Origin of the sequence: Enterobacter sp. 2VL (assembly GCF_005503595.1) — a bacterium.
GTDB lineage: Bacteria > Pseudomonadota > Gammaproteobacteria > Enterobacterales > Enterobacteriaceae > Enterobacter > Enterobacter cancerogenus.
The window spans coordinates 61,452-81,489 of record NZ_SCNE01000013.1; the positions used below are offsets into that span (position 1 = coordinate 61,452).

General features: G+C 56.3%; 18 protein-coding genes and 2 tRNA genes. 6 read left to right on the plus strand and 14 right to left on the minus strand.

Annotated elements, in window-relative coordinates:
* Positions 1–246: 246 nt before the first annotated feature.
* Entirely contained in the window at positions 247–576 is a 330-nt protein-coding gene (trxA, locus tag FFS28_RS20620) for a thioredoxin TrxA (protein ID WP_006179218.1), read from the minus strand.
* Positions 577–720: 144 nt separating this feature from the next.
* Here trxA and rhlB point away from each other — a divergent pair, with 144 nt between their 5' ends.
* Both rhlB and gppA read left to right on the plus strand, forming a co-directional pair.
* A complete protein-coding gene (gene rhlB, locus FFS28_RS20625; RefSeq protein WP_137903839.1) occupies positions 721–1,986 on the plus strand; it encodes an ATP-dependent RNA helicase RhlB in 1,266 nt (421 codons plus the stop codon).
* A 134-nt stretch (positions 1,987–2,120) separates the two neighbouring features.
* Complete coding sequence (gene gppA / locus FFS28_RS20630) at positions 2,121–3,602, plus strand: guanosine-5'-triphosphate,3'-diphosphate diphosphatase (RefSeq protein WP_072208937.1); 1,482 nt, start codon at positions 2,121–2,123, stop codon at positions 3,600–3,602.
* Positions 3,603–3,659: 57 nt separating this feature from the next.
* Here gppA and rep read toward each other — a convergent pair whose 3' ends face one another.
* Complete coding sequence (gene rep, locus FFS28_RS20635; RefSeq protein WP_101738484.1) at positions 3,660–5,684, minus strand: DNA helicase Rep; 2,025 nt, start codon at positions 5,682–5,684, stop codon at positions 3,660–3,662.
* A gap of 84 nt (positions 5,685–5,768) precedes the next feature.
* Between rep and ppiC the strand changes: the two genes are divergently transcribed.
* Positions 5,769–6,050, plus strand: coding sequence for a peptidylprolyl isomerase PpiC (gene ppiC / locus FFS28_RS20640; protein ID WP_006179212.1), 282 nt, complete (start codon positions 5,769–5,771; stop codon positions 6,048–6,050).
* Positions 6,051–6,134: 84 nt separating this feature from the next.
* Here the strand turns inward: ppiC and ilvC are convergent, their stop codons facing one another.
* Positions 6,135–7,610 (minus strand): ketol-acid reductoisomerase, encoded by a 1,476-nt coding sequence (gene ilvC / locus FFS28_RS20645; RefSeq protein ID WP_137903840.1) that lies wholly within the window; start codon positions 7,608–7,610, stop codon positions 6,135–6,137.
* A 152-nt stretch (positions 7,611–7,762) separates the two neighbouring features.
* Here ilvC and ilvY point away from each other — a divergent pair, with 152 nt between their 5' ends.
* The gene (ilvY, locus tag FFS28_RS20650; RefSeq protein WP_006179210.1) at positions 7,763–8,653 is read left to right on the plus strand and encodes an HTH-type transcriptional activator IlvY; all 891 of its coding nucleotides are present in this window, start codon (positions 7,763–7,765) and stop codon (positions 8,651–8,653) included.
* 38 nt (positions 8,654–8,691) lie between these two features.
* Here the strand turns inward: ilvY and ilvA are convergent, their stop codons facing one another.
* The 7 genes from ilvA to ilvL all read right to left on the minus strand — a co-directional run bounded on the left by ilvA (position 8,692) and on the right by ilvL (position 15,242).
* Entirely contained in the window at positions 8,692–10,236 is a 1,545-nt protein-coding gene (ilvA, locus tag FFS28_RS20655) for a threonine ammonia-lyase, biosynthetic (protein WP_137903841.1), read from the minus strand.
* Positions 10,237–10,238: 2 nt separating this feature from the next.
* Entirely contained in the window at positions 10,239–12,089 is a 1,851-nt protein-coding gene (gene ilvD, locus FFS28_RS20660; protein ID WP_137903842.1) for a dihydroxy-acid dehydratase, read from the minus strand.
* A gap of 60 nt (positions 12,090–12,149) precedes the next feature.
* The gene (locus tag FFS28_RS20665) at positions 12,150–13,079 is read right to left on the minus strand and encodes a branched-chain amino acid transaminase (RefSeq protein ID WP_006179207.1); all 930 of its coding nucleotides are present in this window, start codon (positions 13,077–13,079) and stop codon (positions 12,150–12,152) included.
* A gap of 18 nt (positions 13,080–13,097) precedes the next feature.
* Positions 13,098–13,361 carry an acetolactate synthase 2 small subunit gene (ilvM, locus tag FFS28_RS20670; protein WP_006179206.1) on the minus strand — a complete coding sequence of 88 codons (264 nt, stop codon included), beginning with the start codon at positions 13,359–13,361 and terminating at the stop codon, positions 13,098–13,100.
* Positions 13,358–15,004 (minus strand): acetolactate synthase 2 catalytic subunit, encoded by a 1,647-nt coding sequence (gene ilvG / locus FFS28_RS20675; protein WP_137903843.1) that lies wholly within the window; start codon positions 15,002–15,004, stop codon positions 13,358–13,360. The genes ilvM and ilvG overlap by 4 nt, the downstream gene beginning before the upstream one ends.
* Before the next feature lie 2 nt (positions 15,005–15,006).
* On the minus strand, positions 15,007–15,057 hold the full coding sequence (gene ilvX, locus FFS28_RS21750; protein WP_212743981.1) for a peptide IlvX: 51 nt from the start codon (positions 15,055–15,057) through the stop codon (positions 15,007–15,009).
* An 86-nt stretch (positions 15,058–15,143) separates the two neighbouring features.
* Complete coding sequence (gene ilvL / locus FFS28_RS20680) at positions 15,144–15,242, minus strand: ilv operon leader peptide (protein WP_001311244.1); 99 nt, start codon at positions 15,240–15,242, stop codon at positions 15,144–15,146.
* Positions 15,243–15,584: 342 nt separating this feature from the next.
* Between ilvL and FFS28_RS20685 the strand changes: the two genes are divergently transcribed.
* On the plus strand, positions 15,585–17,105 hold the full coding sequence (locus FFS28_RS20685; protein WP_137903844.1) for a YifB family Mg chelatase-like AAA ATPase: 1,521 nt from the start codon (positions 15,585–15,587) through the stop codon (positions 17,103–17,105).
* A gap of 40 nt (positions 17,106–17,145) precedes the next feature.
* Here FFS28_RS20685 and FFS28_RS20690 read toward each other — a convergent pair whose 3' ends face one another.
* A complete protein-coding gene (locus FFS28_RS20690) occupies positions 17,146–18,321 on the minus strand; it encodes an IS4 family transposase (protein ID WP_137903845.1) in 1,176 nt (391 codons plus the stop codon).
* A 106-nt stretch (positions 18,322–18,427) separates the two neighbouring features.
* Entirely contained in the window at positions 18,428–18,766 is a 339-nt protein-coding gene (locus tag FFS28_RS20695; protein ID WP_137903846.1) for a MaoP family protein, read from the minus strand.
* Between the two features lie 118 nt (positions 18,767–18,884).
* Here FFS28_RS20695 and hdfR point away from each other — a divergent pair, with 118 nt between their 5' ends.
* On the plus strand, positions 18,885–19,706 hold the full coding sequence (gene hdfR / locus FFS28_RS20700) for an HTH-type transcriptional regulator HdfR (RefSeq protein ID WP_137903847.1): 822 nt from the start codon (positions 18,885–18,887) through the stop codon (positions 19,704–19,706).
* Positions 19,707–19,804: 98 nt separating this feature from the next.
* Here the strand turns inward: hdfR and FFS28_RS20705 are convergent.
* Positions 19,805–19,880: transfer RNA gene (locus FFS28_RS20705), tRNA-Trp, on the minus strand.
* 53 nt (positions 19,881–19,933) lie between these two features.
* Positions 19,934–20,010, minus strand: a tRNA-Asp gene (locus FFS28_RS20710).
* Positions 20,011–20,038 lie beyond the last annotated feature (28 nt).

Consider the following 20,038-nt stretch of genomic DNA (forward strand, 5'->3'; position numbering starts at 1 on the left):
GTACGCTGTCTGGTCACAGGGAAAGAACGCAGAACTGAAACGACAAGACGGATTGAGTGACAAGCCCGGAATTTAGCAACTTCACGCACTGTTTGTGTCAACAACGGGAAGTATCGGGTAAAACAAGATTCAAACAACAGATATGTTTAAAACGAAGTCATAGCTAACTTAGCACGACTAAAGCCGGGCGTCCAGAGATCCACACAATATTAGGATTAGGCGCTCTGGACGCGCAGCCGAGAAACCTTACGCCAGGTTGGCGTCCAGGAACTCTTTCAGCTGACCTTTGGACAGTGCGCCCACTTTGGTCGCCGCCACTTCACCGTTTTTGAACAGCAGCAGGGTTGGAATGCCGCGGATGCCGTATTTCGGCGCGGTACCCGGGTTCTGGTCGATGTTCAGCTTGGCAACGGTCAGTTTGCCCTGATACTCGTCAGCGATCTCATCCAGAATCGGGGCGATCATTTTGCAAGGACCACACCATTCAGCCCAGAAATCGACGAGGATCAGCCCGTCAGCCTTAAGTACGTCCGTGTCAAAACTGTCGTCAGTCAGGTGAATAATTTTATCGCTCATATATAACTCCACAGGAATAAGCCTGGTACGTTGGTTTCGCCCGCATCAACGACGTGTTGATGTCGCAATAACCAACTAAAGGTTGACTTTATTTCACCGGATACGCTTTCGTAAAGCAATAGTAAGCTGATATTCTACCACACTATGAGCAAAACACATTTAACAGAACAGAAGTTTTCCGACTTCGCCCTGCACCCAAAGGTGATCGAAGCCCTTGAAACTAAAGGCTTTCATAACTGCACGCCTATTCAGGCTCTCGCCCTGCCGCTGACGCTGGCCGGTCGCGATGTTGCGGGGCAGGCGCAAACCGGTACTGGCAAAACGATGGCGTTCTTAACGTCAACGTTTCATTATTTACTTTCTCATCCCGCAATTGCAGACCGCAAAGTTAACCAGCCGCGCGCGCTCATTATGGCTCCGACGCGAGAACTGGCGGTACAGATCCACGCAGATGCGGAACCGCTGGCGCAGTCTACCGGCCTGAAGCTTGGCCTTGCCTACGGCGGCGACGGCTACGATAAACAGCTGAAAGTGCTGGAAAGCGGCGTAGATATCCTCATTGGTACTACCGGTCGTCTTATCGACTATGCCAAACAGAACCACATCAACCTCGGCGCAATTCAGGTTGTGGTGCTGGATGAAGCGGACCGTATGTACGATCTGGGCTTCATTAAAGATATCCGTTGGTTGTTCCGTCGCATGCCTGCGGCAAACCAGCGCCTGAACATGCTGTTCTCCGCGACCCTTTCTTACCGCGTACGCGAGCTGGCGTTCGAGCAAATGAACAACGCCGAATATGTCGAAGTGGAACCGGAACAGAAAACGGGCCACCGTATTAAAGAAGAGCTTTTCTATCCTTCTAATGAAGAGAAAATGCGTCTGCTGCAAACGCTGATTGAAGAAGAGTGGCCAGATCGCGCCATTATCTTCGCCAATACCAAGCACCGCTGTGAAGATATCTGGGGCCACCTGGCTGCAGACGGTCACCGCGTTGGCCTGTTGACCGGCGACGTTGCGCAGAAAAAACGTCTGCGTATTCTCGAAGAATTTACCCGTGGCGATCTCGATATTCTGGTCGCTACCGACGTTGCCGCGCGCGGCCTGCACATCCCAGCCGTGACGCACGTCTTTAACTATGACCTGCCGGACGATTGTGAAGATTACGTTCACCGTATCGGTCGTACCGGTCGTGCTGGCGCAAGCGGTCACTCCATTAGCCTGGCGTGCGAAGAGTATGCGCTGAATCTCCCGGCGATTGAGACCTATATCGGTCACTCTATCCCGCAGAGCAAGTACAACCCGGATGCGCTGTTAAGCGAATTGCCGCCGCCGAAGCGCCTGACCCGCGCCCGTCCAGGCAACGGTCCGCGTCGTTCCGGCGCACCGCGTAATCGTCGTCGTTCAGGTTAAGAAATTATGCCATACACAAAATCATTCATGATGCATCAAGGCGGCAAGTCTGCGGATCTCCTGGCGCTTACTTCAGTAAGTGACAGGTGTGAGCTGGCGCAGCCAACGATGAGGCAGCGTGAAGGATGAAGTGTATGAGTTCTACCTCGCTCTATGCAGCAATAGATCTCGGTTCGAATAGTTTTCATATGCTGGTTGTGCGCGAGGTAGCGGGAAGCATACAAACGCTCACCCGCATCAAGCGCAAGGTCCGTCTCGCGGCGGGCCTGAGCAGCGATAACCATCTCTCTGCTGAAGCCATGGAACGTGGCTGGCAGTGTCTGCGTCTCTTTGCTGAACGTCTGCAGGATATCCCGCACGCGCAAATCCGCGTTGTCGCGACGGCAACGCTTCGCCTGGCGGTGAACGCCGTGGATTTTATTGCCAAAGCGCAGGAGATCCTCGGCTGTCCGGTGCAGGTTATTAGCGGTGAGGAAGAAGCCCGTCTGATTTATCAGGGAGTGGCCCATACGACCGGCGGCGACGATCGCCGTCTGGTGGTGGATATCGGCGGTGCCAGTACCGAACTGGTCACCGGCACGGGCGCGCAGGCCACCTCGCTTTTCAGCCTGTCGATGGGTTGCGTCACCTGGCTTGAACGCTACTTTACCGATCGCAATCTCGCAAAAGAGAACTTCGACGAGGCTGAAAACGCCGCCCGTGAAGTGCTGCGCCCGGTGATGGAAGAGCTGCGCTATCACGGCTGGAAAGTCTGCGTGGGTGCCTCGGGTACCGTGCAGGCGCTGCAGGAAATCATGATGGCTCAGGGGATGGACGAGCGGATCACGCTTGCCAAACTCCAGCAGCTCAAACAGCGAGCTATCCAGTGCGGTCGCCTTGAAGAGCTCGAAATTGAAGGTCTGACGCTCGAACGCGCGCTGGTCTTCCCGAGCGGGCTGGCTATTCTGATCGCCATTTTCACCGAGCTGAATATCCAGTGTATGACGCTGGCCGGCGGCGCACTGCGTGAAGGGCTGGTTTACGGGATGCTGCACCTGTCCGTCGATCAGGATATTCGCAGCCGTACGCTTCGCAACGTGCAGCGCCGCTTTATCGTTGATGCCGAGCAGGCCGGTCGCGTGGCGCAGCTGGCCTCGCTTTTTGCCGATCGAGTAAATCAGAGCTGGGATATTGAACCGTTAAGCCGCGAACTGCTGCTCAGCGCCTGCGCGCTGCATGAGATTGGGCTGAGCGTTGAGTACAAGCAGGCACCGCTGCATGCTGCCTGGCTGGTGCGTAACCTGGATTTGCCGGGCTTTACCCCCGCGCAGAAAAAACTCCTGGCGACGCTGCTCCTGAACCAGACAAACGCCGTCGATCTCTCCTCGCTCCACCAGCAAAACGCCGTTCCGCCGCGCGTGGCAGAACATCTTTGCCGCTTGCTGCGTCTGGCGATCCTGTTTGCCAGCCGCCGTCGTGATGATGTGCTTCCCGCCACTACGCTTGACGTCGAAGATGAAAAACTGATCCTGACGCTGCCGGAAAAATGGCTGGATAATCATCCGCTGGGTGCAGAGCTGATTGAACAGGAGTGCCAGTGGCAGAGCTACGTTCACTGGGTGCTTGAGGTTAAGTAAGGTTATCGAACATCGCCGGGCGGCGCTGCGCTTGCCCGGCCTACCATTCTCCCGGCTTCATCCCTTCTCTTTGGCTTTCGCCAGCATGGCGCGGATATTCGCCACGTTAGCCTGACCTTTATGCATTCGCTCTTCAGCCGTGATGACCTTGCGCTCCTGCTCCCAGATCAGGTCATCCTGCGGCAGCTCCAGCAGGAAACGGCTCGGCTCCGGGCGGACAAGCTCGCCGTACTGTCGGCGCTCTTTGCAAAGCGTAAAGACCAGCTCTTTCTGAGCACGCGTAATGCCCACGTAGGCCAGACGACGTTCTTCATCGACGTTGTCTTCGTCAATGCTGCTCTGGTGCGGCAGTAACCCCTCTTCCATCCCCACCAGATAAACATACGGGAACTCCAGCCCTTTAGAGGCGTGCAGCGTCATCAGCTGAACCTGATCGGCCTCCTCTTCGCTCTCGCCGCGCTCCATCATATCGCGCAGCGTAAAGCGGGTGACCACCTGCGTCAGGGTCATCGGCTCGTCAATCTCCGAGCCTTCCAGCATTTCCGTCATCCAGTTGAACAGCTGGTTAACGTTTTTCATCCGCATCTCTGCTGCCTTCGGGCTGGCGGACGTTTCATAGAGCCAGGATTCGTAATCAATACCGTGGATCAGATCGCGCACCGCGGCGACGGGTTCGCGTTCCGCCAGCCGCTGCACCTCGCCAAGCCAGTGGGTAAAGCGGGTTAAGTTGTCGTAGCCGCGCCCGGTGAGCGTCTGGCTCAGGCCCATATCGAAGCTGGCGGTAAACATACTTTTACTGCGCGTCATCGCCCATTCGCCGAGTTTTTGCAGCGTTGCCGGGCCGATTTCGCGCTTCGGCGTGTTCACGATACGCAGGAAGGCGCTGTCGTCATCCGGGTTGGTCAGTACACGTAGATAGGCCAGCAGGTCTTTGATTTCCGGGCGGGAGAAGAACGAGGTACCGCCCGAGATTTTGTACGGAATGCGGTTCTGCATCAGCATCTTTTCAAAGACGCGGGACTGGTGGTTGCCGCGATAGAGGATCGCGTAATCCTTATATTCGGTTTTATTCACGAAGTGATGGGCGATCAGCTCGCCGGTGACGCGCTCCGCTTCATGCTCTTCATTGTTGGCACTAAGCACCTTCAGCTCCGTGCCGTAGCCCAGCTCGGAGAAGAGACGCTTTTCAAACACGTGCGGGTTATTGGCGATCAGAATGTTTGCCGCCTTCAGGATGCGCCCGGACGAACGGTAGTTCTGCTCCAGCTTAATCACCTGCAGCGCCGGAAAATCTTTGCTCAGCAGCACCAGGTTTTGCGGACGTGCGCCGCGCCAGGAGTAGATAGACTGATCGTCATCGCCCACGACGGTAAAACGCGCCCGCTGCCCGACCAACAGCTTCACCAGTTCGTACTGGCTGGTGTTGGTATCCTGATATTCATCCACCAGCAGGTAGCGGATTTTATTCTGCCAGCGCTCGCGTACCTCTTCATTGCGCTGCAACAGCAGCGTAGGCAGCAGGATCAGATCGTCGAAATCCAGTACGTTACAGGCTTTCATGTGCGCATCGTACAGACCGTAGCAGTGCGCGAAGATGCGATCCCGTTCGCCTTTGGCGATCGCCGCTGCCTGCGACGGCGTCATCAGATCGTTTTTCCAGTTGGAGATCGTCGAGATCAGCTGCTGGAGAACGGTTTTGTCATCCTCGATCAGCCCTTCGGTCAGCTCTTTGAGCAAGGCCACCTGATCGGTGTCATCGAAGAGCGAGAAATTAGACTTCATCCCCAGCGCCGCATACTCGCGCTTGATGATGTCCAGCCCCAGCGTGTGGAAGGTGGAGATCATCAGGCCGCGCGCCTCTTTGCGCCCCAGCGTCTGGCCCACGCGCTCTTTCATCTCGCGTGCCGCTTTATTGGTAAAGGTCACCGCCGCGATATGCCGCGCCTGATAGCCACAGCCACGGATAAGATGGGCAATTTTATTGGTAATGACGCGGGTTTTACCGGATCCCGCCCCCGCCAGCACCAGGCAGGGTCCGGTGACAAATTCGACGGCTTGTTGTTGTCCGGGGTTTAAACGCATAAGGATCGCTCAATGAAAGTCGGGAGAGGAGGAAAAACGCGTGGTAGTATACCGAGCGTAAACTCGTTGACTCAAGGCACGATCATGGCAAAAACAGCAGCAGCACTGCATATCCTTGTTAAAGAAGAGAAACTGGCACAGGATCTTCTTGAACAGCTTAAAAACGGCGCCGACTTCGGCAAGCTGGCAAAGAAACACTCGATTTGTCCGTCAGGCAAACGCGGCGGCGACCTGGGTGAATTCCGTCAGGGCCAGATGGTTCCGGCGTTCGATAAAGTGGTTTTCTCCTGCCCGGTGCTGGAGCCTACGGGTCCACTGCACACGCAGTTTGGCTACCACGTCATTAAAGTGTTGTATCGCAAATAAAAAGCCGGGTGGCGACTGCGCCTTACCCGGCCTGCATTTACGTTTTTGTAGGTCGGGTAAGCGAAGCGCCACCCGACAAGAGGGTTAACTCGCTACCGCAATACGCTTCATATCGGTCATGTAGCCGCGCAGCTTCTGGCCCACTTTCTCGATCTCGTGGCTACGAATGGCTTCGTTCACGTCACGCAGCTGTGCGTTATCTACCGCACCTTCCGCAATCGCTTTGCCCAGATCGCCCGCCTGCAGGGTGGTCATGAACTCTTTCAGCAGCGGTACGCAGGCGTAAGAGAACAGGTAGTTACCGTATTCAGCGGTATCCGAGATAACCACGTTCATTTCATACAGACGCTTACGGGCGATGGTGTTCGCGATCAGCGGCAGTTCGTGCAGTGATTCGTAGTACGCAGACTCTTCGATGATGCCGGAATCCACCATGGTTTCAAACGCCAGCTCAACGCCCGCTTTCACCATCGCGATCATCAGAACGCCTTTATCGAAGTACTCCTGCTCGCTGATTTTGCCGTCAAACTGCGGGGCGGTTTCAAAGGCGGTTTTACCGGTCTCTTCACGCCAGGTCAGCAGGTTTTTATCGTCGTTCGCCCAGTCGGCCATCATACCGGAAGAGAACTCACCGGAGATGATGTCGTCCATATGTTTCTGGAACAGCGGAGCCATGATGGTTTTCAGCTGTTCAGACAGCGCATAAGCACGCAGTTTTGCCGGGTTGGACAGACGATCCATCATCAGCGTGATACCGCCCTGCTTCAGCGCTTCGGTGATGGTTTCCCAGCCGAACTGAATCAGTTTTTCGGCGTATGCCGGGTCCGTACCCTCTTCCACCAGCTTGTCGAAACACAGCAGAGAACCGGCCTGCAGCATACCGCACAGAATGGTTTGCTCACCCATCAGGTCAGATTTCACTTCTGCAACGAAGGAGGATTCCAGCACGCCCGCACGGTGGCCGCCAGTGGCCGCTGCCCATGCCTTGGCAATCGCCATGCCTTCGCCTTTCGGATCGTTTTCCGGGTGAACCGCGATCAGCGTCGGTACGCCGAAGCCACGTTTGTACTCTTCACGCACTTCGGTACCCGGGCACTTCGGTGCCACCATCACGACGGTGATGTCTTTGCGGATCTGCTCGCCCACTTCCACGATGTTGAAGCCATGGGAGTAACCCAGCGCCGCGCCATCTTTCATCAGCGGCTGTACGGCACGCACCACGTCAGAGTGCTGTTTGTCTGGCGTCAGGTTAACCACCAGATCCGCCTGCGGGATCAGATCTTCATACGTGCCCACTTTGAAGCCGTTTTCGGTTGCTTTACGCCAGGACGCGCGCTTTTCGGCAATCGCTTCTTTGCGCAGGGCGTAGGAGATATCCAGACCGGAGTCACGCATGTTCAGCCCCTGGTTCAGGCCCTGTGCGCCACAGCCGACGATGACCACTTTTTTACCCTGAAGGTAGCTCGCGCCATCGGCAAATTCTTCGCGCCCCATAAAGCGGCATTTGCCCAGCTGCGCCAGCTGCTGGCGCAAGTTCAGTGTATTAAAGTAGTTAGCCATGGGTGATACCTCGTGATGTTGTGTGTCTTATTGTTCGGTTCGCCTTTCAGCGAGAATGTACCCACATTACAACAGGAAATTTATTGCGGAAATTGATATATTCACAACGTCACGTTGCAGTATTTGCAATGTAAATCGGGGGATGGGTATTCATGGATTTACGCGATCTGAAAATGTTCCTGCACCTGGCGGAAAGCCGTCACTTTGGCCGCAGTGCCCGCGCGATGCACGTCAGTCCTTCCACGCTGTCGCGCCAGATCCAGCGGCTTGAGGAAGACCTCGGCCAGCCCCTGTTTGTCCGCGATAACCGCACCGTCACTCTCACCGAAGCCGGGGAAGAGCTGCGCGTGTTTGCCCAGCAAACGCTGCTGCAGTACCAACAGCTGCGGCACACTATCGACCAGCAGGGGCCGTCTCTTTCCGGGGAGCTTCACATATTCTGTTCGGTAACCGCCGCCTATAGCCACCTGCCGCCGATCCTTGACCGTTTCCGCGCGGAACATCCGTCGGTGGAAATTAAGCTCACGACGGGTGATGCTGCCGACGCAATGGAAAAAGTGGTGACGGGCGAAGCCGATCTGGCCATTGCGGGCAAACCGGAAACCCTGCCGGGCGCGGTGGCGTTCTCTATGCTCGAGAACCTGGCCGTGGTGTTGATTGCCCCCGCGCTGCCCTGCCCGGTGCGTAATCAGGTGTCGGTGGAAAAACCGGACTGGTCAACGGTGCCGTTTATCATGGCCGATCAGGGGCCGGTGCGCCGCCGCATAGAGCTGTGGTTCCGTCGCCAGAAGATCAGCAACCCGTCAATCTACGCGACGGTTGGCGGGCATGAGGCGATGGTTTCGATGGTGGCGCTGGGCTGCGGCGTGGCGCTGCTCCCGGAGGTGGTGCTGGAGAACAGCCCGGAACCGGTGCGCAACCGCGTGATGATTCTGGAGCGCAGCGACGAGAAAACGCCGTTCGAGCTTGGCGTGTGCGCACAAAAAAAGCGGCTGCATGAGCCGCTTATTGATGCGTTCTGGAAGATACTGCCCAATCACTAAAGCCGGGTGGCGCTACGCTGACCCGACCTACGCTCCGCTTACCCTGCGAGGAAGAACCTGAACGCCGGGTTGTGCGTTTCGTCGTGACACTCATAGCCCAGCTCGTTCAGCCGCGTTTCGAAATCCGGCTCGTGCTCGCCCAGCTCGAACGCCGCCAGCACGCGACCGTAGTCGGTGCCGTGGCTGCGGTAGTGGAACAGGGAGATGTTCCAGTGCGTGCCCAGCGTGTGCAGGAACTTGAGCAATGCGCCCGGCGATTCCGGAAACTCGAAGCTGAACAGGCGTTCCCGCAGCGGCTTGGACGGACGTCCGCCGACCATGTAGCGCACGTGCAGCTTCGCCATTTCATCGTCGGACAGATCCACCACGCTATATCCCCCCTCGTGCAGCAGGCTGAGGATCTCTTTTCGTTCTTCCAGGCCACGGCTCAGGCGCACGCCAACAAAAATACAGGCGTCTTTGGCATCGGCGAAACGGTAGTTGAACTCCGTCACCGCCCGGCCGCCCAGCAGCTGGCAAAACTTCAGGAAGCTGCCCTTCTCCTCCGGAATGGTCACCGCCAGCAACGCTTCACGCTGCTCGCCCAGCTCGCAGCGCTCGGATACGTAGCGCAGACCGTGGAAGTTCACGTTGGCTCCGGAAAGCACGTGCGCCAGACGCTCGCCGCGAATGGTGTGCTGGACGATGTATTTTTTCATTCCCGCCAGCGCCAGCGCGCCGGAAGGCTCCGCCACGGCGCGAACGTCCTCAAAGAGATCTTTCATCGCCGCGCAGATAGCATCGCTATCAACCGTAACGATATCGTCGAGATATTCCTGGCAGAGACGGAATGTTTCATCGCCAATGCGTTTGACGGCCACGCCCTCGGCAAACAGCCCGACGCGCGGCAGATCCACCGGATGCCCGGCGTCCAGCGCCGCCTTCAGGCAGGCTGAGTCTTCCGCTTCAACGGCGATGACTTTGATCTGCGGCATCAGCTGTTTGATCAGCACGGCCACGCCCGCCGCCAGACCGCCGCCGCCCACCGGCACGAACACGCGGTCAAGATGGGCATCCTGCTGGAGCAACTCCAGCGCCAGCGTGCCCTGCCCGGCGATGACCATCGGGTGATCGAACGGCGGCACCCAGGTAAACCCCTGCTGCTGCGCCAGCTCAATCGCTTTGGCCTTGGCTTCGTCAAAATTAGCGCCGTGGAGCAGCACCTCGCCGCCGAAACCGCGCACCGCGTCGACTTTGATATCGGCTGTGGCAACCGGCATCACGATCAGCGCTTTCAGCCCCAGACGGGCCGAGGAGAACGCCACGCCCTGCGCGTGGTTACCTGCCGACGCGGTGATCACGCCGCGCGCTTTTTGCTCGTCGGTCAGCCCGGCCATCATCGCGTAGGCACCGCGCAGCTTGAAGCTGTGCACCGGCTGCCGATCTTCGCGTTTCACCAGAATAACGTTATCCAGGCGCGAAGAGAGTTTTTCCATTTTCTGCAAAGGCGTGACCTGCACGGCCTCATAGACCGGCGCGCGCAGCACCGCCCTCAGATATTCCGCCCCCTCGGGGGCGGCAGATAAGGGTTGTGACTCGGCCATTATTAGCCCCCAAGTTTCGATTTATCGCGTACCGCGCCTTTGTCTGCACTGGTGGCAAGGCTCGCATAAGCACGCAGGGCGAAGGAGACTTCACGCTGGCGGTCTTTCGGCGTCCAGGCTTTGTCGCCGCGTGCATCCTGCGCTTCACGACGCGCGGCAATCTCCTGGTCGCTGAGCTTGAGCTGAATGCCACGGTTCGGAATGTCGATCTCAATCAGATCGCCATCTTCGATGATCGCAATGTTGCCGCCGCTTGCCGCTTCCGGCGATACGTGACCAATGGAGAGACCGGATGTCCCGCCGGAGAAACGGCCGTCGGTGATCAGCGCGCAGGCTTTACCGAGGCCCATGGATTTCAGGAAGGTGGTTGGGTAAAGCATCTCCTGCATGCCCGGCCCGCCTTTTGGCCCTTCGTAGCGGATCACCACCACGTCGCCGGCAACCACTTTGCCACCGAGAATGGCTTCCACCGCATCGTCCTGGCTTTCGTACACTTTTGCCGGACCGGTGAATTTCAGGATGCTGTCATCCACGCCTGCGGTTTTCACGATGCAGCCGTTTTCCGCAAAGTTACCGTACAGCACGGCAAGCCCGCCGTCTTTGCTGTAGGCGTGCTCCAGCGAGCGAATGCAGCCTTCGGCGCGATCGTCATCCAGCGTATCCCAGCGGCAATCCTGCGAGAACGCCTGCGTGGTACGAATGCCTGCCGGACCGGCGCGGAACATGTCCTTCACCGCGTCGTCTTTGGTAAGCATCACGTCGTATTGCTCCAGCGACTGCGGCAGCGTCAGGCCAAGCACGTTTTTCACGTCGCGGTTAAGCAGCCCCGCGCGGTCCAGCTCGCCCAGAATACCCAGCACGCCACCGGCGCGGTGAACGTCCTCCATGTGGTACTTCTGGGTGCTTGGCGCAACTTTGCACAACTGCGGCACCTTGCGCGACAGCTTGTCGATATCGCTCATGGTGAAGTCAATTTCGGCTTCCTGCGCGGCGGCCAGCAGGTGCAGAACGGTGTTGGTGGAACCGCCCATGGCGATATCCAGGGTCATGGCATTTTCAAACGCGGCTTTGCTGGCGATGTTGCGCGGCAGCGCGCTGGCGTCGTCCTGCTCGTAGTAGCGTTTGGTCAGCTCCACGATGCGCTTGCCCGCATTGAGGAACAGCTGTTTGCGGTCGGCGTGGGTTGCCAGCAGCGAGCCGTTGCCCGGCTGGGACAGGCCCAGCGCTTCGGTCAGGCAGTTCATGGAGTTAGCGGTGAACATCCCGGAACACGAGCCGCAGGTCGGACATGCGGAACGTTCCACCTGATCGCTCTGCTCGTCAGACACTTTCGGGTCCGCGCCCTGAATCATCGCGTCGACCAGGTCGAGCTTGATGATTTTATCGGACAGCTTGGTTTTTCCCGCTTCCATCGGCCCGCCGGAGACGAAGATCACCGGAATGTTCAGGCGCAGGGAGGCCATCAGCATCCCCGGGGTGATTTTGTCGCAGTTGGAGATACAAACCATCGCATCGGCGCAGTGGGCGTTAACCATGTACTCCACCGAGTCGGCGATCAGCTCGCGCGACGGCAGTGAATAAAGCATGCCCCCGTGACCCATCGCGATGCCATCATCCACCGCAATGGTGTTGAACTCTTTCGCCACGCCGCCAGAGGCTTCAATTTGCTCGGCAACCAGTTTACCGAGATCGCGCAAATGTACGTGGCCCGGCACAAACTGGGTGAAGGAGTTAACCACGGCGATAATGGGCTTGCCGAAATCGGCGTCGGTCATCCCGGTGGCGCGCCACAGCGCGCGGGCACCGGCCATATTACGGCCGTGGGTGGTGGTGGCGGAACGATACTTAGGCATGCTTAATTTACTCCCGTCTGACTCGTAAAGGGGACGGTGCGTGCCGCCCCACAGTTATATTTAGTGATTAACCTGATCCAACCAGCCGTATTTATCGTCTGTTTCACCGGTGAACAGGCCAAAGAAAGCTTGCTGAATGCGTTTGGTGACCGGGCCACAGCGGCCTTCGCCCACCTGAATGCCGTCGACGCTACGAACCGGCGTGATTTCAGCCGCCGTACCGGACATGAACACTTCATCGGCGAGGTACAGGGATTCGCGGGAGAGCACCTGCTCGCGCACTTCGATACCCAGATCTTTCGCCAGCTTGATGATGGCATCGCGGGTGATGCCCGGCAGCGCAGAAGAGGTAAACGGCGGCGTGAACAGAATGCCGTCTTTGACTTCAAACAGGTTTTCGCCCGCACCTTCCGAGATGTAGCCATTCACATCCAGCGCGATACCTTCCTGATAGCCGTGGCGGCGTGCTTCGCTACCCACCAGCAGAGAAGAGAGGTAGTTACCGCCCGCTTTGGCGGCGGTTGGGATGGTGTTGGGCGCCACGCGGTTCCAGGAAGAAACCATTGCGTCGATCCCCTGATCCAGCGCTTCGGCACCCAGGTAGGCGCCCCACGGGAACGCAGCAATGATCACATCGGTGGTATAACCCTCTGGCGGGTTAACGCCCATCCCCACATCACCCACAAACACCAGCGGACGAATATAGGCGCTGGTCAGGTTGTTCTTGCGGATCACCTCGCGGCAGGCTTCCATCAGTTCATCCACGCTCTGAGAGACCGGGAAACGATAAATTTTGGCTGAGTCATGCAGACGCTGCATGTGTTCGCGATGGCGGAACACCACTGGCCCTTTGTGAGAGTCGTAGCAACGGATACCTTCAAACACGGAGGTGCCGTAGTGCAGCGCGTGGGACATCACGTGAACTTTCGCGTCTTCCCAACGAACCATCTCACCGTTGAACCAAATGTAATCAGCTTTTTTTGTCGTCATTTTTTCGTCCTGTCACGCTCAAGCGCGGATTTGTTGTGATGTGGTTGTGCTCTGGCAGATGGCAACATGGGCAACGTCTACCAGCTTTGATAACTGACTAAACAGTAAGTCGACCGACCGCGGGCTGGCAACGGTTAATTCGATACTGATGTTCTGAGCGTCGGTGGCCGTCTCCATGTTCATGGAGCAGATCTGAAAGCCACGGTGACGCACCACGCGCAAAACGCGTTCTAATGTTTCCGGATTGAAGCGAGCCTGCACGGCGACCTGATGTTGCATCATGATAATTTCTCCAGCATTTGTGAGTTACTGGCACCGGGCGGTACCAACGGCCAGACGTTCTCAAGTTCGTCGATTGAGACATGAAGCAGGTACGGCCCTTCGCTTGACAGCATGGTGTCGAGTGCCGCTTCAACCTGGTCTTTACGGGTGATGTGCTGGCCGGGAATGCCAAAGGCGCTGGCCAGAGTGAGGAAGTCAGGGTTATCGGTCAGGGTGGTTTCGCTGTAACGCTCCTGGAAGAACAGCTGTTGCCACTGACGCACCATGCCTAAACGCTGGTTATCGAGCAACACGATTTTCAGCGGCAACTGCTTGCGCTTCACGGTGCCGAGTTCCTGAACGTTCATCATGAAGGAGCCGTCACCGGAGATACAGATAACCGTGTCGTTCGGACGGGCAACCTGAGCACCCACAGCGGCAGGCAGACCAAAGCCCATGGTACCTAACCCGCTGGAGGTGATGAAGTTTTCCGGTCGCGTATAGGTCATGTGCTGGGCCGACCACATCTGATGCTGGCCAACGTCGGTGGTGACCACGCTGTCTGCGGGTTTACGGTCGGACAACTGTTTCAGCAGTAGCGGCGCGTAGATGGCGTCGCCTGGGTGATCGTAACGCCACGCGTGTTCAGAACGCATATCAGCGGTGTGCTGGCGCCATGCGTTAATATCCAGCGGCTGCTGCAAAGCGGGTAACAGTGCGTTCAGATCGCCCTGCAGCGCAACGTGCGCCTGACGCAGCTTGTTCATCTCCGCCGGGTCGATATCCATATGGATCACCCTGGCGTTCGGCGCGAAGGTGTTCAGTTTGCCGGTGACGCGATCATCAAAACGCGCGCCCACGGCGATGAGCAGGTCGCACTCTTGCACCGCCAGGTTCGCTGCTTTGGTGCCGTGCATCCCCAACATGCCCAGATAGTACGGGTAGTCTGCGTCAACCGCGCCCAGACCTTTCAGCGTGCAGGCGGCGGGTATTTGCGTCACCGCGATGAACTCACGCAGGGCGGGAACGGCCTGCGCCATGCCTACGCCACCACCAACGTACAGCATCGGCTGCTGGGCCTGAGCCAGCATTTCACAAGCCTCGCCCATGGCGGCATGTGGGAACGTATCGGCACTTTCAACCGTGGAGAAGTGTGGCTCCAGTTCACCCTGAGCGACCTGGATGTCTTTCGGGATATCAACCAGCACCGGACCCGGGCGACCGGAGTTTGCCACCTCGAATGCTTCCGCCATCACGCGCGGCAGCTCGTCCAGCGACTGAACCAGAAAGCTGTGTTTGGTGCAGGCCAGCGACAGACCGAGCACATCCACTTCCTGGAAGGCATCGGTACCGATGAACGGCGAAGCCACCTGGCCGGTGATCGCCACAACGGGAACAGAATCGAGCAGTGCGTCGGCCAGGCCGGTGATCAGGTTGGTGGCACCCGGGCCGGATGTCGCCATGCAGACGCCGGTTTTACCCGTAGCGCGTGCATAGCCAATGGCCGCCATTGCCGCGCCCTGCTCATGGCGACACAGCAGGTGTTCCACGCCGCCGTCATACAATGCATCGTAAATCGGCATAATTGCGCCACCCGGATATCCGAATATCGTTTCGACTCCCTGCGCGCGCAACGCATGTACCACCCACTGTGCCCCGTTCATAGTTAGTTCCCCGTCATAAATCGGGAGAAACAGAATTTTGTGCTAATTCTCATTGTCTGCTCCTCGTTAACGTTTTTTAGTCATAAAAAAACCCCCGGACCTTTCGGTGCGGGGGTCTTAGTTCGTTAAGGCTTGATTTCTAAGCCTTTCCTCGTCCAAGTGCAGCCCCGCACGGTGGGATAATAATCACCACCACGCTAATCACGACCAGGCTAATCACTCGTAGAAGGGCTGTCATTTTCAGTTCTTTTGGCTTCTTGTTCGAAGGAATACCTAAAGAGTTACCACAGTTATTTAAATAAGCACAAGATTTATTTATGACTGATTTAGATAGCGTGCAAATTATTTTTTTATTAAGTGTTGTTTTATATAGGGAAAATACAAAAATGAATTTTTTTCATTTTTTTTGGCGTTTTTAAGACCCGAAACGCATGAGCAGCCATTTCTACGATGCGCATTCCAGATTGATGCAACGCTTACAACAAGAAGGTAAAAAGCCGGAACACGCACCGAAACGCCGGGAAAGAACGCTAAAAAACGGCGCATGATGCGTGCATAGTAACGGACAGGAGGTAGTGTCATGTCACTGTCAGTTGTCTATACGCGCGCGGCGCTCGGCGTGAAAGCTCCGCTCATTTCCGTTGAGGTGCATTTGAGCAACGGTTTACCCGGGCTAACGCTCGTGGGCCTGCCGGAAACGACGGTTAAAGAGGCCCGGGATCGGGTGCGCAGTGCAATTATCAATAGCGGTTATAACTTCCCGGCGAAGAAGATCACTATCAACCTCGCCCCAGCCGATTTGCCAAAGGAGGGCGGACGATATGATTTACCTATTGCTATCGCGCTTCTCGCCGCCTCTGAGCAGCTTAATGCCTCAAGGTTAGGCTCGTATGAGTTCATCGGTGAACTGGCGCTTACAGGCGCGCTAAGAGGCGTTCCCGGTGCGATCTCGGGTGCGCTGGAAGCTATCCGCGCAGGACGGCAAATCATTGTGGCGAATGAGAATGCGGCAGAAGTTAGCCTCATTGCTGAGAAAGGCTGCCTGGTCGCCGGGCATTTACAGGAGGTTTGTGCGTATCTGGAAGGACGGCATGAGCTTGCTGAACCGGAAGAGTGTCACGACGCGCTGCCGGCGCCTGTAGACGATCTGAGCGACATCCTGGGCCAGGAGCAGGGGAAGCGAGCATTAGAGATTACCGCTGCAGGAGGACATAATCTTTTGCTCGTCGGCCCGCCCGGGACGGGTAAAACCATGCTGGCAAGCAGGCTGAGCGGTTTGCTGCCTCCGCTCAACAACCATGAAGCCCTCGAAAGCGCGGCGATTTTGAGTCTGGTCAATGCGACATCCCTGCACAAACAGTGGCGGCGCCGCCCTTTCCGATCGCCGCACCATAGCGCCTCTCTCACGGCGATGGTGGGAGGCGGGTCAATCCCGGGGCCAGGTGAAATTTCGCTGGCACACAATGGCATTCTGTTTCTGGATGAACTGCCGGAATTTGAGCGGCGCGTGCTGGATGCGCTGCGCGAGCCGATAGAGTCGGGAGAGATTCATATCTCCCGCACGCGAGCCAAAATTAGCTATCCCGCTAAATTTCAGCTGGTTGCGGCAATGAACCCCAGCCCGACAGGGCATTACCAGGGCAACCACAACCGTTCGACGCCCGAGCAGACGCTGCGCTATCTGGGAAAACTCTCCGGCCCTTTTCTCGACCGGTTTGATTTATCTCTTGAGATCCCGCTACCTCCGCCTGGGCTACTTCGACACCCCGACGCCAGAGGTGAAAGTACAGCACAGGTGCGCGAACGGGTTATTGCTGCACAGGAGCGGCAGTACGCGCGTCAGGGCAGGCTCAACGCGCGTCTTGATAACACGGGTATACGCCAGTGTTGCCCCCTTAAAACCGAAGACGCAGGCTGGCTGGAAGAGACGTTGCAAAGGTTTGGGCTTTCCATTCGCGCATGGCAGCGCCTGTTAAAAGTGGCAAGAACTGTCGCCGATATGGAGGGATGCCCCGATATTGAGAGGCAGCATTTGCAGGAGGCACTGAGCTATCGGGCGATCGATCGCTTACTTCTTCATCTACAAAAACTGCTGGCATAAAAAAAGGGGCCGTAGCCCTGAGGGATCCCCAGAAACATTATCAGTACACCATGATGATGTTTCGATAGGCCCTCGCCATATCGGCGTATACCCTGTCGGGGTTCATCCCCGACAGGAGTCCCGGCGACTGCCGCATGACATTTTCACTCAGCGTCAGATACGACAGCACCCTGCGTGATTTCTCACTGCTCGCCTGGAACCAGCGGTTTATTCCCTTACTTTCAATAAAATATCCCGTCAGCCACATAATGATGCTGTAAAGGGTAGCCACCAGACACAGCACGGATATTCTTTTTTCTCCCCGGCTTTTACTTGCCCGCAGACCCAGCCCATAGCGTTCGTTTTTTTCATCCCTGAAGTTCTGTTCTATCTGCATACGGCGACTGTAAATTTTCACTATCTCGCGTGGCTTATATCCCATCAGGCTGGTAAAAAGCAGCCACGGCTCACGTGCGCTTTTGCGGTACATCCTGTCTGTTCCGGGGTAATGCTGGCTGCTTTTCCTGCCCGTCGCCCGCTTATGCACAGTGTAGAAATGTCCCGGACAGTCACGGCTGGCGTTACGTGCCAGTCGCCCGAATCCCAGATAGCGCGCCGTTGTTGTCGACGCAATATCCCGTGCCATCTGCCACTCTTCATTCCCGACGACCTGAAAATAGAGGCTGCCCCTGACCCGTCCGACAAAATCCCAGCCCAGAGAGCGGATGTGGTGAAACCAGCTGCTGCGAAAGCCTGCATCGGTCACGATAATGACCTGCTTGTCTTTGCCGATGGCGGCAGCCATCTGATCGAGAAAGGCATTTTGCACGGCAGAGTTGTTCTGGTAGCGGGAAGAAATAACTGTGCTCATCAGAGGGATAGCTCTGCCATCACACAATAAGCTTGCCCGCAAAACACTGAGTTCTGATGAAGGATAGCCACTCCAGTCCACGGCAATGACACAAACTGAAAGGCTGTGCGTGAGGCGTGATACAAGCTGCTGGTAGACGGAGGGAATATCACTGAACATCAGGTCGCTGTTGAGGTGCCGGTCAACACGCTTAATCTTGTGCTTAACACGTGCGGGGCCTGGCAGGTATCTGCCGATGCTGGTAAGAGAAAGCGAAGCACCACGCGTCAGGGCCACGGTCATATCGAGCAGGGCATTTTTACGGTACTGATGAATGGAGTTCAGGGACTGGCTGAAAAATTTATGGCAAACTTGTGAAGCAGGCATAGAGGAGTGACCTTACTTTTTGGTGGAACACTAAGTAGATCACAACCTTCTATGCCTGTCTTTATTTATGGGGAACCGTCAGGCCGTAGCCCCTTTTCTCTTCAGATTAATCGTCAGACTCGGTGTAATCCTCAGCACCTTCAACCTGAGGCTTACCGCCTGATAGCGTATGGAAACGCTTAGGACGCTTGATGCGAGCCATATACTTGCTCCATACACGTTCTACCTCAGACTGCGGCTCACGCTCGCCGCGGCAAACAGCCACAAACAGTTTTTCATCTTCAGTCACAGGCTCACGTTTACCGAGGTCCAGCTCGTTAAAGGCATAACCATGACGCTCAAGCAGCTGCGCCTCTTTGATGGTGAAATCGCCGTGACGAGAGAACCCGCGCGGATAATGTTTATTGTCGAAAAAACGATTAGTCGTCGTAAAGCTTTCCGCCATCCTACACGCTCCTAATTCTTTGGCCGAGCTATTTATGGCGCGGAGTATTAGTTACGCTTGACAGAGTGTAAAACAAAACATTTAAATCATAACGACAAATAATTTTGCGGAGAAAGATGTGGATACGGAATTGCTAAAAACTTTCCTTGAAGTGAGCAGAACACGCCACTTTGGGCGAGCAGCTGAAGCCCTTTACCTGACGCAGTCAGCGGTCAGTTTTCGTATTCGACAGCTGGAAAATCAATTGGGTGTGAATCTTTTTACCCGCCACCGCAATAATATCCGCTTAACACCGGCGGGGGAGAAACTGCTGCCCTACGCAGAAACGTTGATGAATACCTGGCAGGCAGCCAGAAAGGAGGTGGCGAATACCTCAAGGCACAATGAATTCTCCATTGGCGCAAGTGCATCGTTGTGGGAATGCATGCTCAGCCAGTGGCTTACCCGCCTGTATCATTCACACAATCATCTGCAATTTGAGGCTCGTATTGCACAACGCCAGTCACTGGTGAAACAACTCCATGAACGACAACTGGATCTCCTGATCACGACAGAAGCCCCCAAAATGGACGAATTTAGCAGCCAGATCGTCGGGCAGTTTGCTCTTGCACTTTATGCCTCTGCCCCGTCGATGATGAAAGCCGATCTTAACTACCTTCGTCTTGAGTGGGGGCCGGATTTTCAACAGCATGAGTCCGGGTTACTTGCGAGCGATGACGTGCCGCAGTTAACCACCAGTTCAGCGGAGGTCGTCTGTCAGCAGCTTCCTTCATTGAAGGGGTGTACATGGTTACCGACACGCTGGGCGGAGGGTAAACCGGGTCTCCATACCGTTACGGATTCCACCACGCTTTCCAGACCGCTGTATGCTATTTGGCTGCAAAACAGCGATAAGCAGTCGCAGATAAAAGATCTGCTTAAAATCAATATCATGGAATGATACTTCAGCCTGCAGGGACGCAGGCTGGGTAAGAAATGGGGAGATTTTGCTAGATTTGAGGCAAAAAAAAATCCTTTGCCGAAGCAAAGGATTCTATATGGCAGGGGCGGAGAGACTCGAACTCGCGACACCCGGTTTTGGAGACCGGTGCTCTACCAACTGAGCTACGCCCCTAAATCTTCTTGCCATTAAGCCTGCCAAAAAGGCAGGCTTAATGTCTTAATAAGTGGCGGAACGGACGGGACTCGAACCCGCGACCCCCTGCGTGACAGGCAGGTATTCTAACCGACTGAACTACCGCTCCACCGAAGACTTCTGTAACCACCGGATTT

Coding starts and splice junctions, on each gene's coding strand:
- trxA (WP_006179218.1), bottom strand. CDS start 576: ATGAGCGATAAAATTATTCACCTGACTGACGACAGTTTTGACACGGAC.
- rhlB (WP_137903839.1), top strand. CDS start 721: ATGAGCAAAACACATTTAACAGAACAGAAGTTTTCCGACTTCGCCCTG.
- gppA (WP_072208937.1), top strand. CDS start 2,121: ATGAGTTCTACCTCGCTCTATGCAGCAATAGATCTCGGTTCGAATAGT.
- rep (WP_101738484.1), bottom strand. CDS start 5,684: ATGCGTTTAAACCCCGGACAACAACAAGCCGTCGAATTTGTCACCGGA.
- ppiC (WP_006179212.1), top strand. CDS start 5,769: ATGGCAAAAACAGCAGCAGCACTGCATATCCTTGTTAAAGAAGAGAAA.
- ilvC (WP_137903840.1), bottom strand. CDS start 7,610: ATGGCTAACTACTTTAATACACTGAACTTGCGCCAGCAGCTGGCGCAG.
- ilvY (WP_006179210.1), top strand. CDS start 7,763: ATGGATTTACGCGATCTGAAAATGTTCCTGCACCTGGCGGAAAGCCGT.
- ilvA (WP_137903841.1), bottom strand. CDS start 10,236: ATGGCCGAGTCACAACCCTTATCTGCCGCCCCCGAGGGGGCGGAATAT.
- ilvD (WP_137903842.1), bottom strand. CDS start 12,089: ATGCCTAAGTATCGTTCCGCCACCACCACCCACGGCCGTAATATGGCC.
- FFS28_RS20665 (WP_006179207.1), bottom strand. CDS start 13,079: ATGACGACAAAAAAAGCTGATTACATTTGGTTCAACGGTGAGATGGTT.
- ilvM (WP_006179206.1), bottom strand. CDS start 13,361: ATGATGCAACATCAGGTCGCCGTGCAGGCTCGCTTCAATCCGGAAACA.
- ilvG (WP_137903843.1), bottom strand. CDS start 15,004: ATGAACGGGGCACAGTGGGTGGTACATGCGTTGCGCGCGCAGGGAGTC.
- ilvL (WP_001311244.1), bottom strand. CDS start 15,242: ATGACAGCCCTTCTACGAGTGATTAGCCTGGTCGTGATTAGCGTGGTG.
- FFS28_RS20685 (WP_137903844.1), top strand. CDS start 15,585: ATGTCACTGTCAGTTGTCTATACGCGCGCGGCGCTCGGCGTGAAAGCT.
- FFS28_RS20690 (WP_137903845.1), bottom strand. CDS start 18,321: ATGCCTGCTTCACAAGTTTGCCATAAATTTTTCAGCCAGTCCCTGAAC.
- FFS28_RS20695 (WP_137903846.1), bottom strand. CDS start 18,766: ATGGCGGAAAGCTTTACGACGACTAATCGTTTTTTCGACAATAAACAT.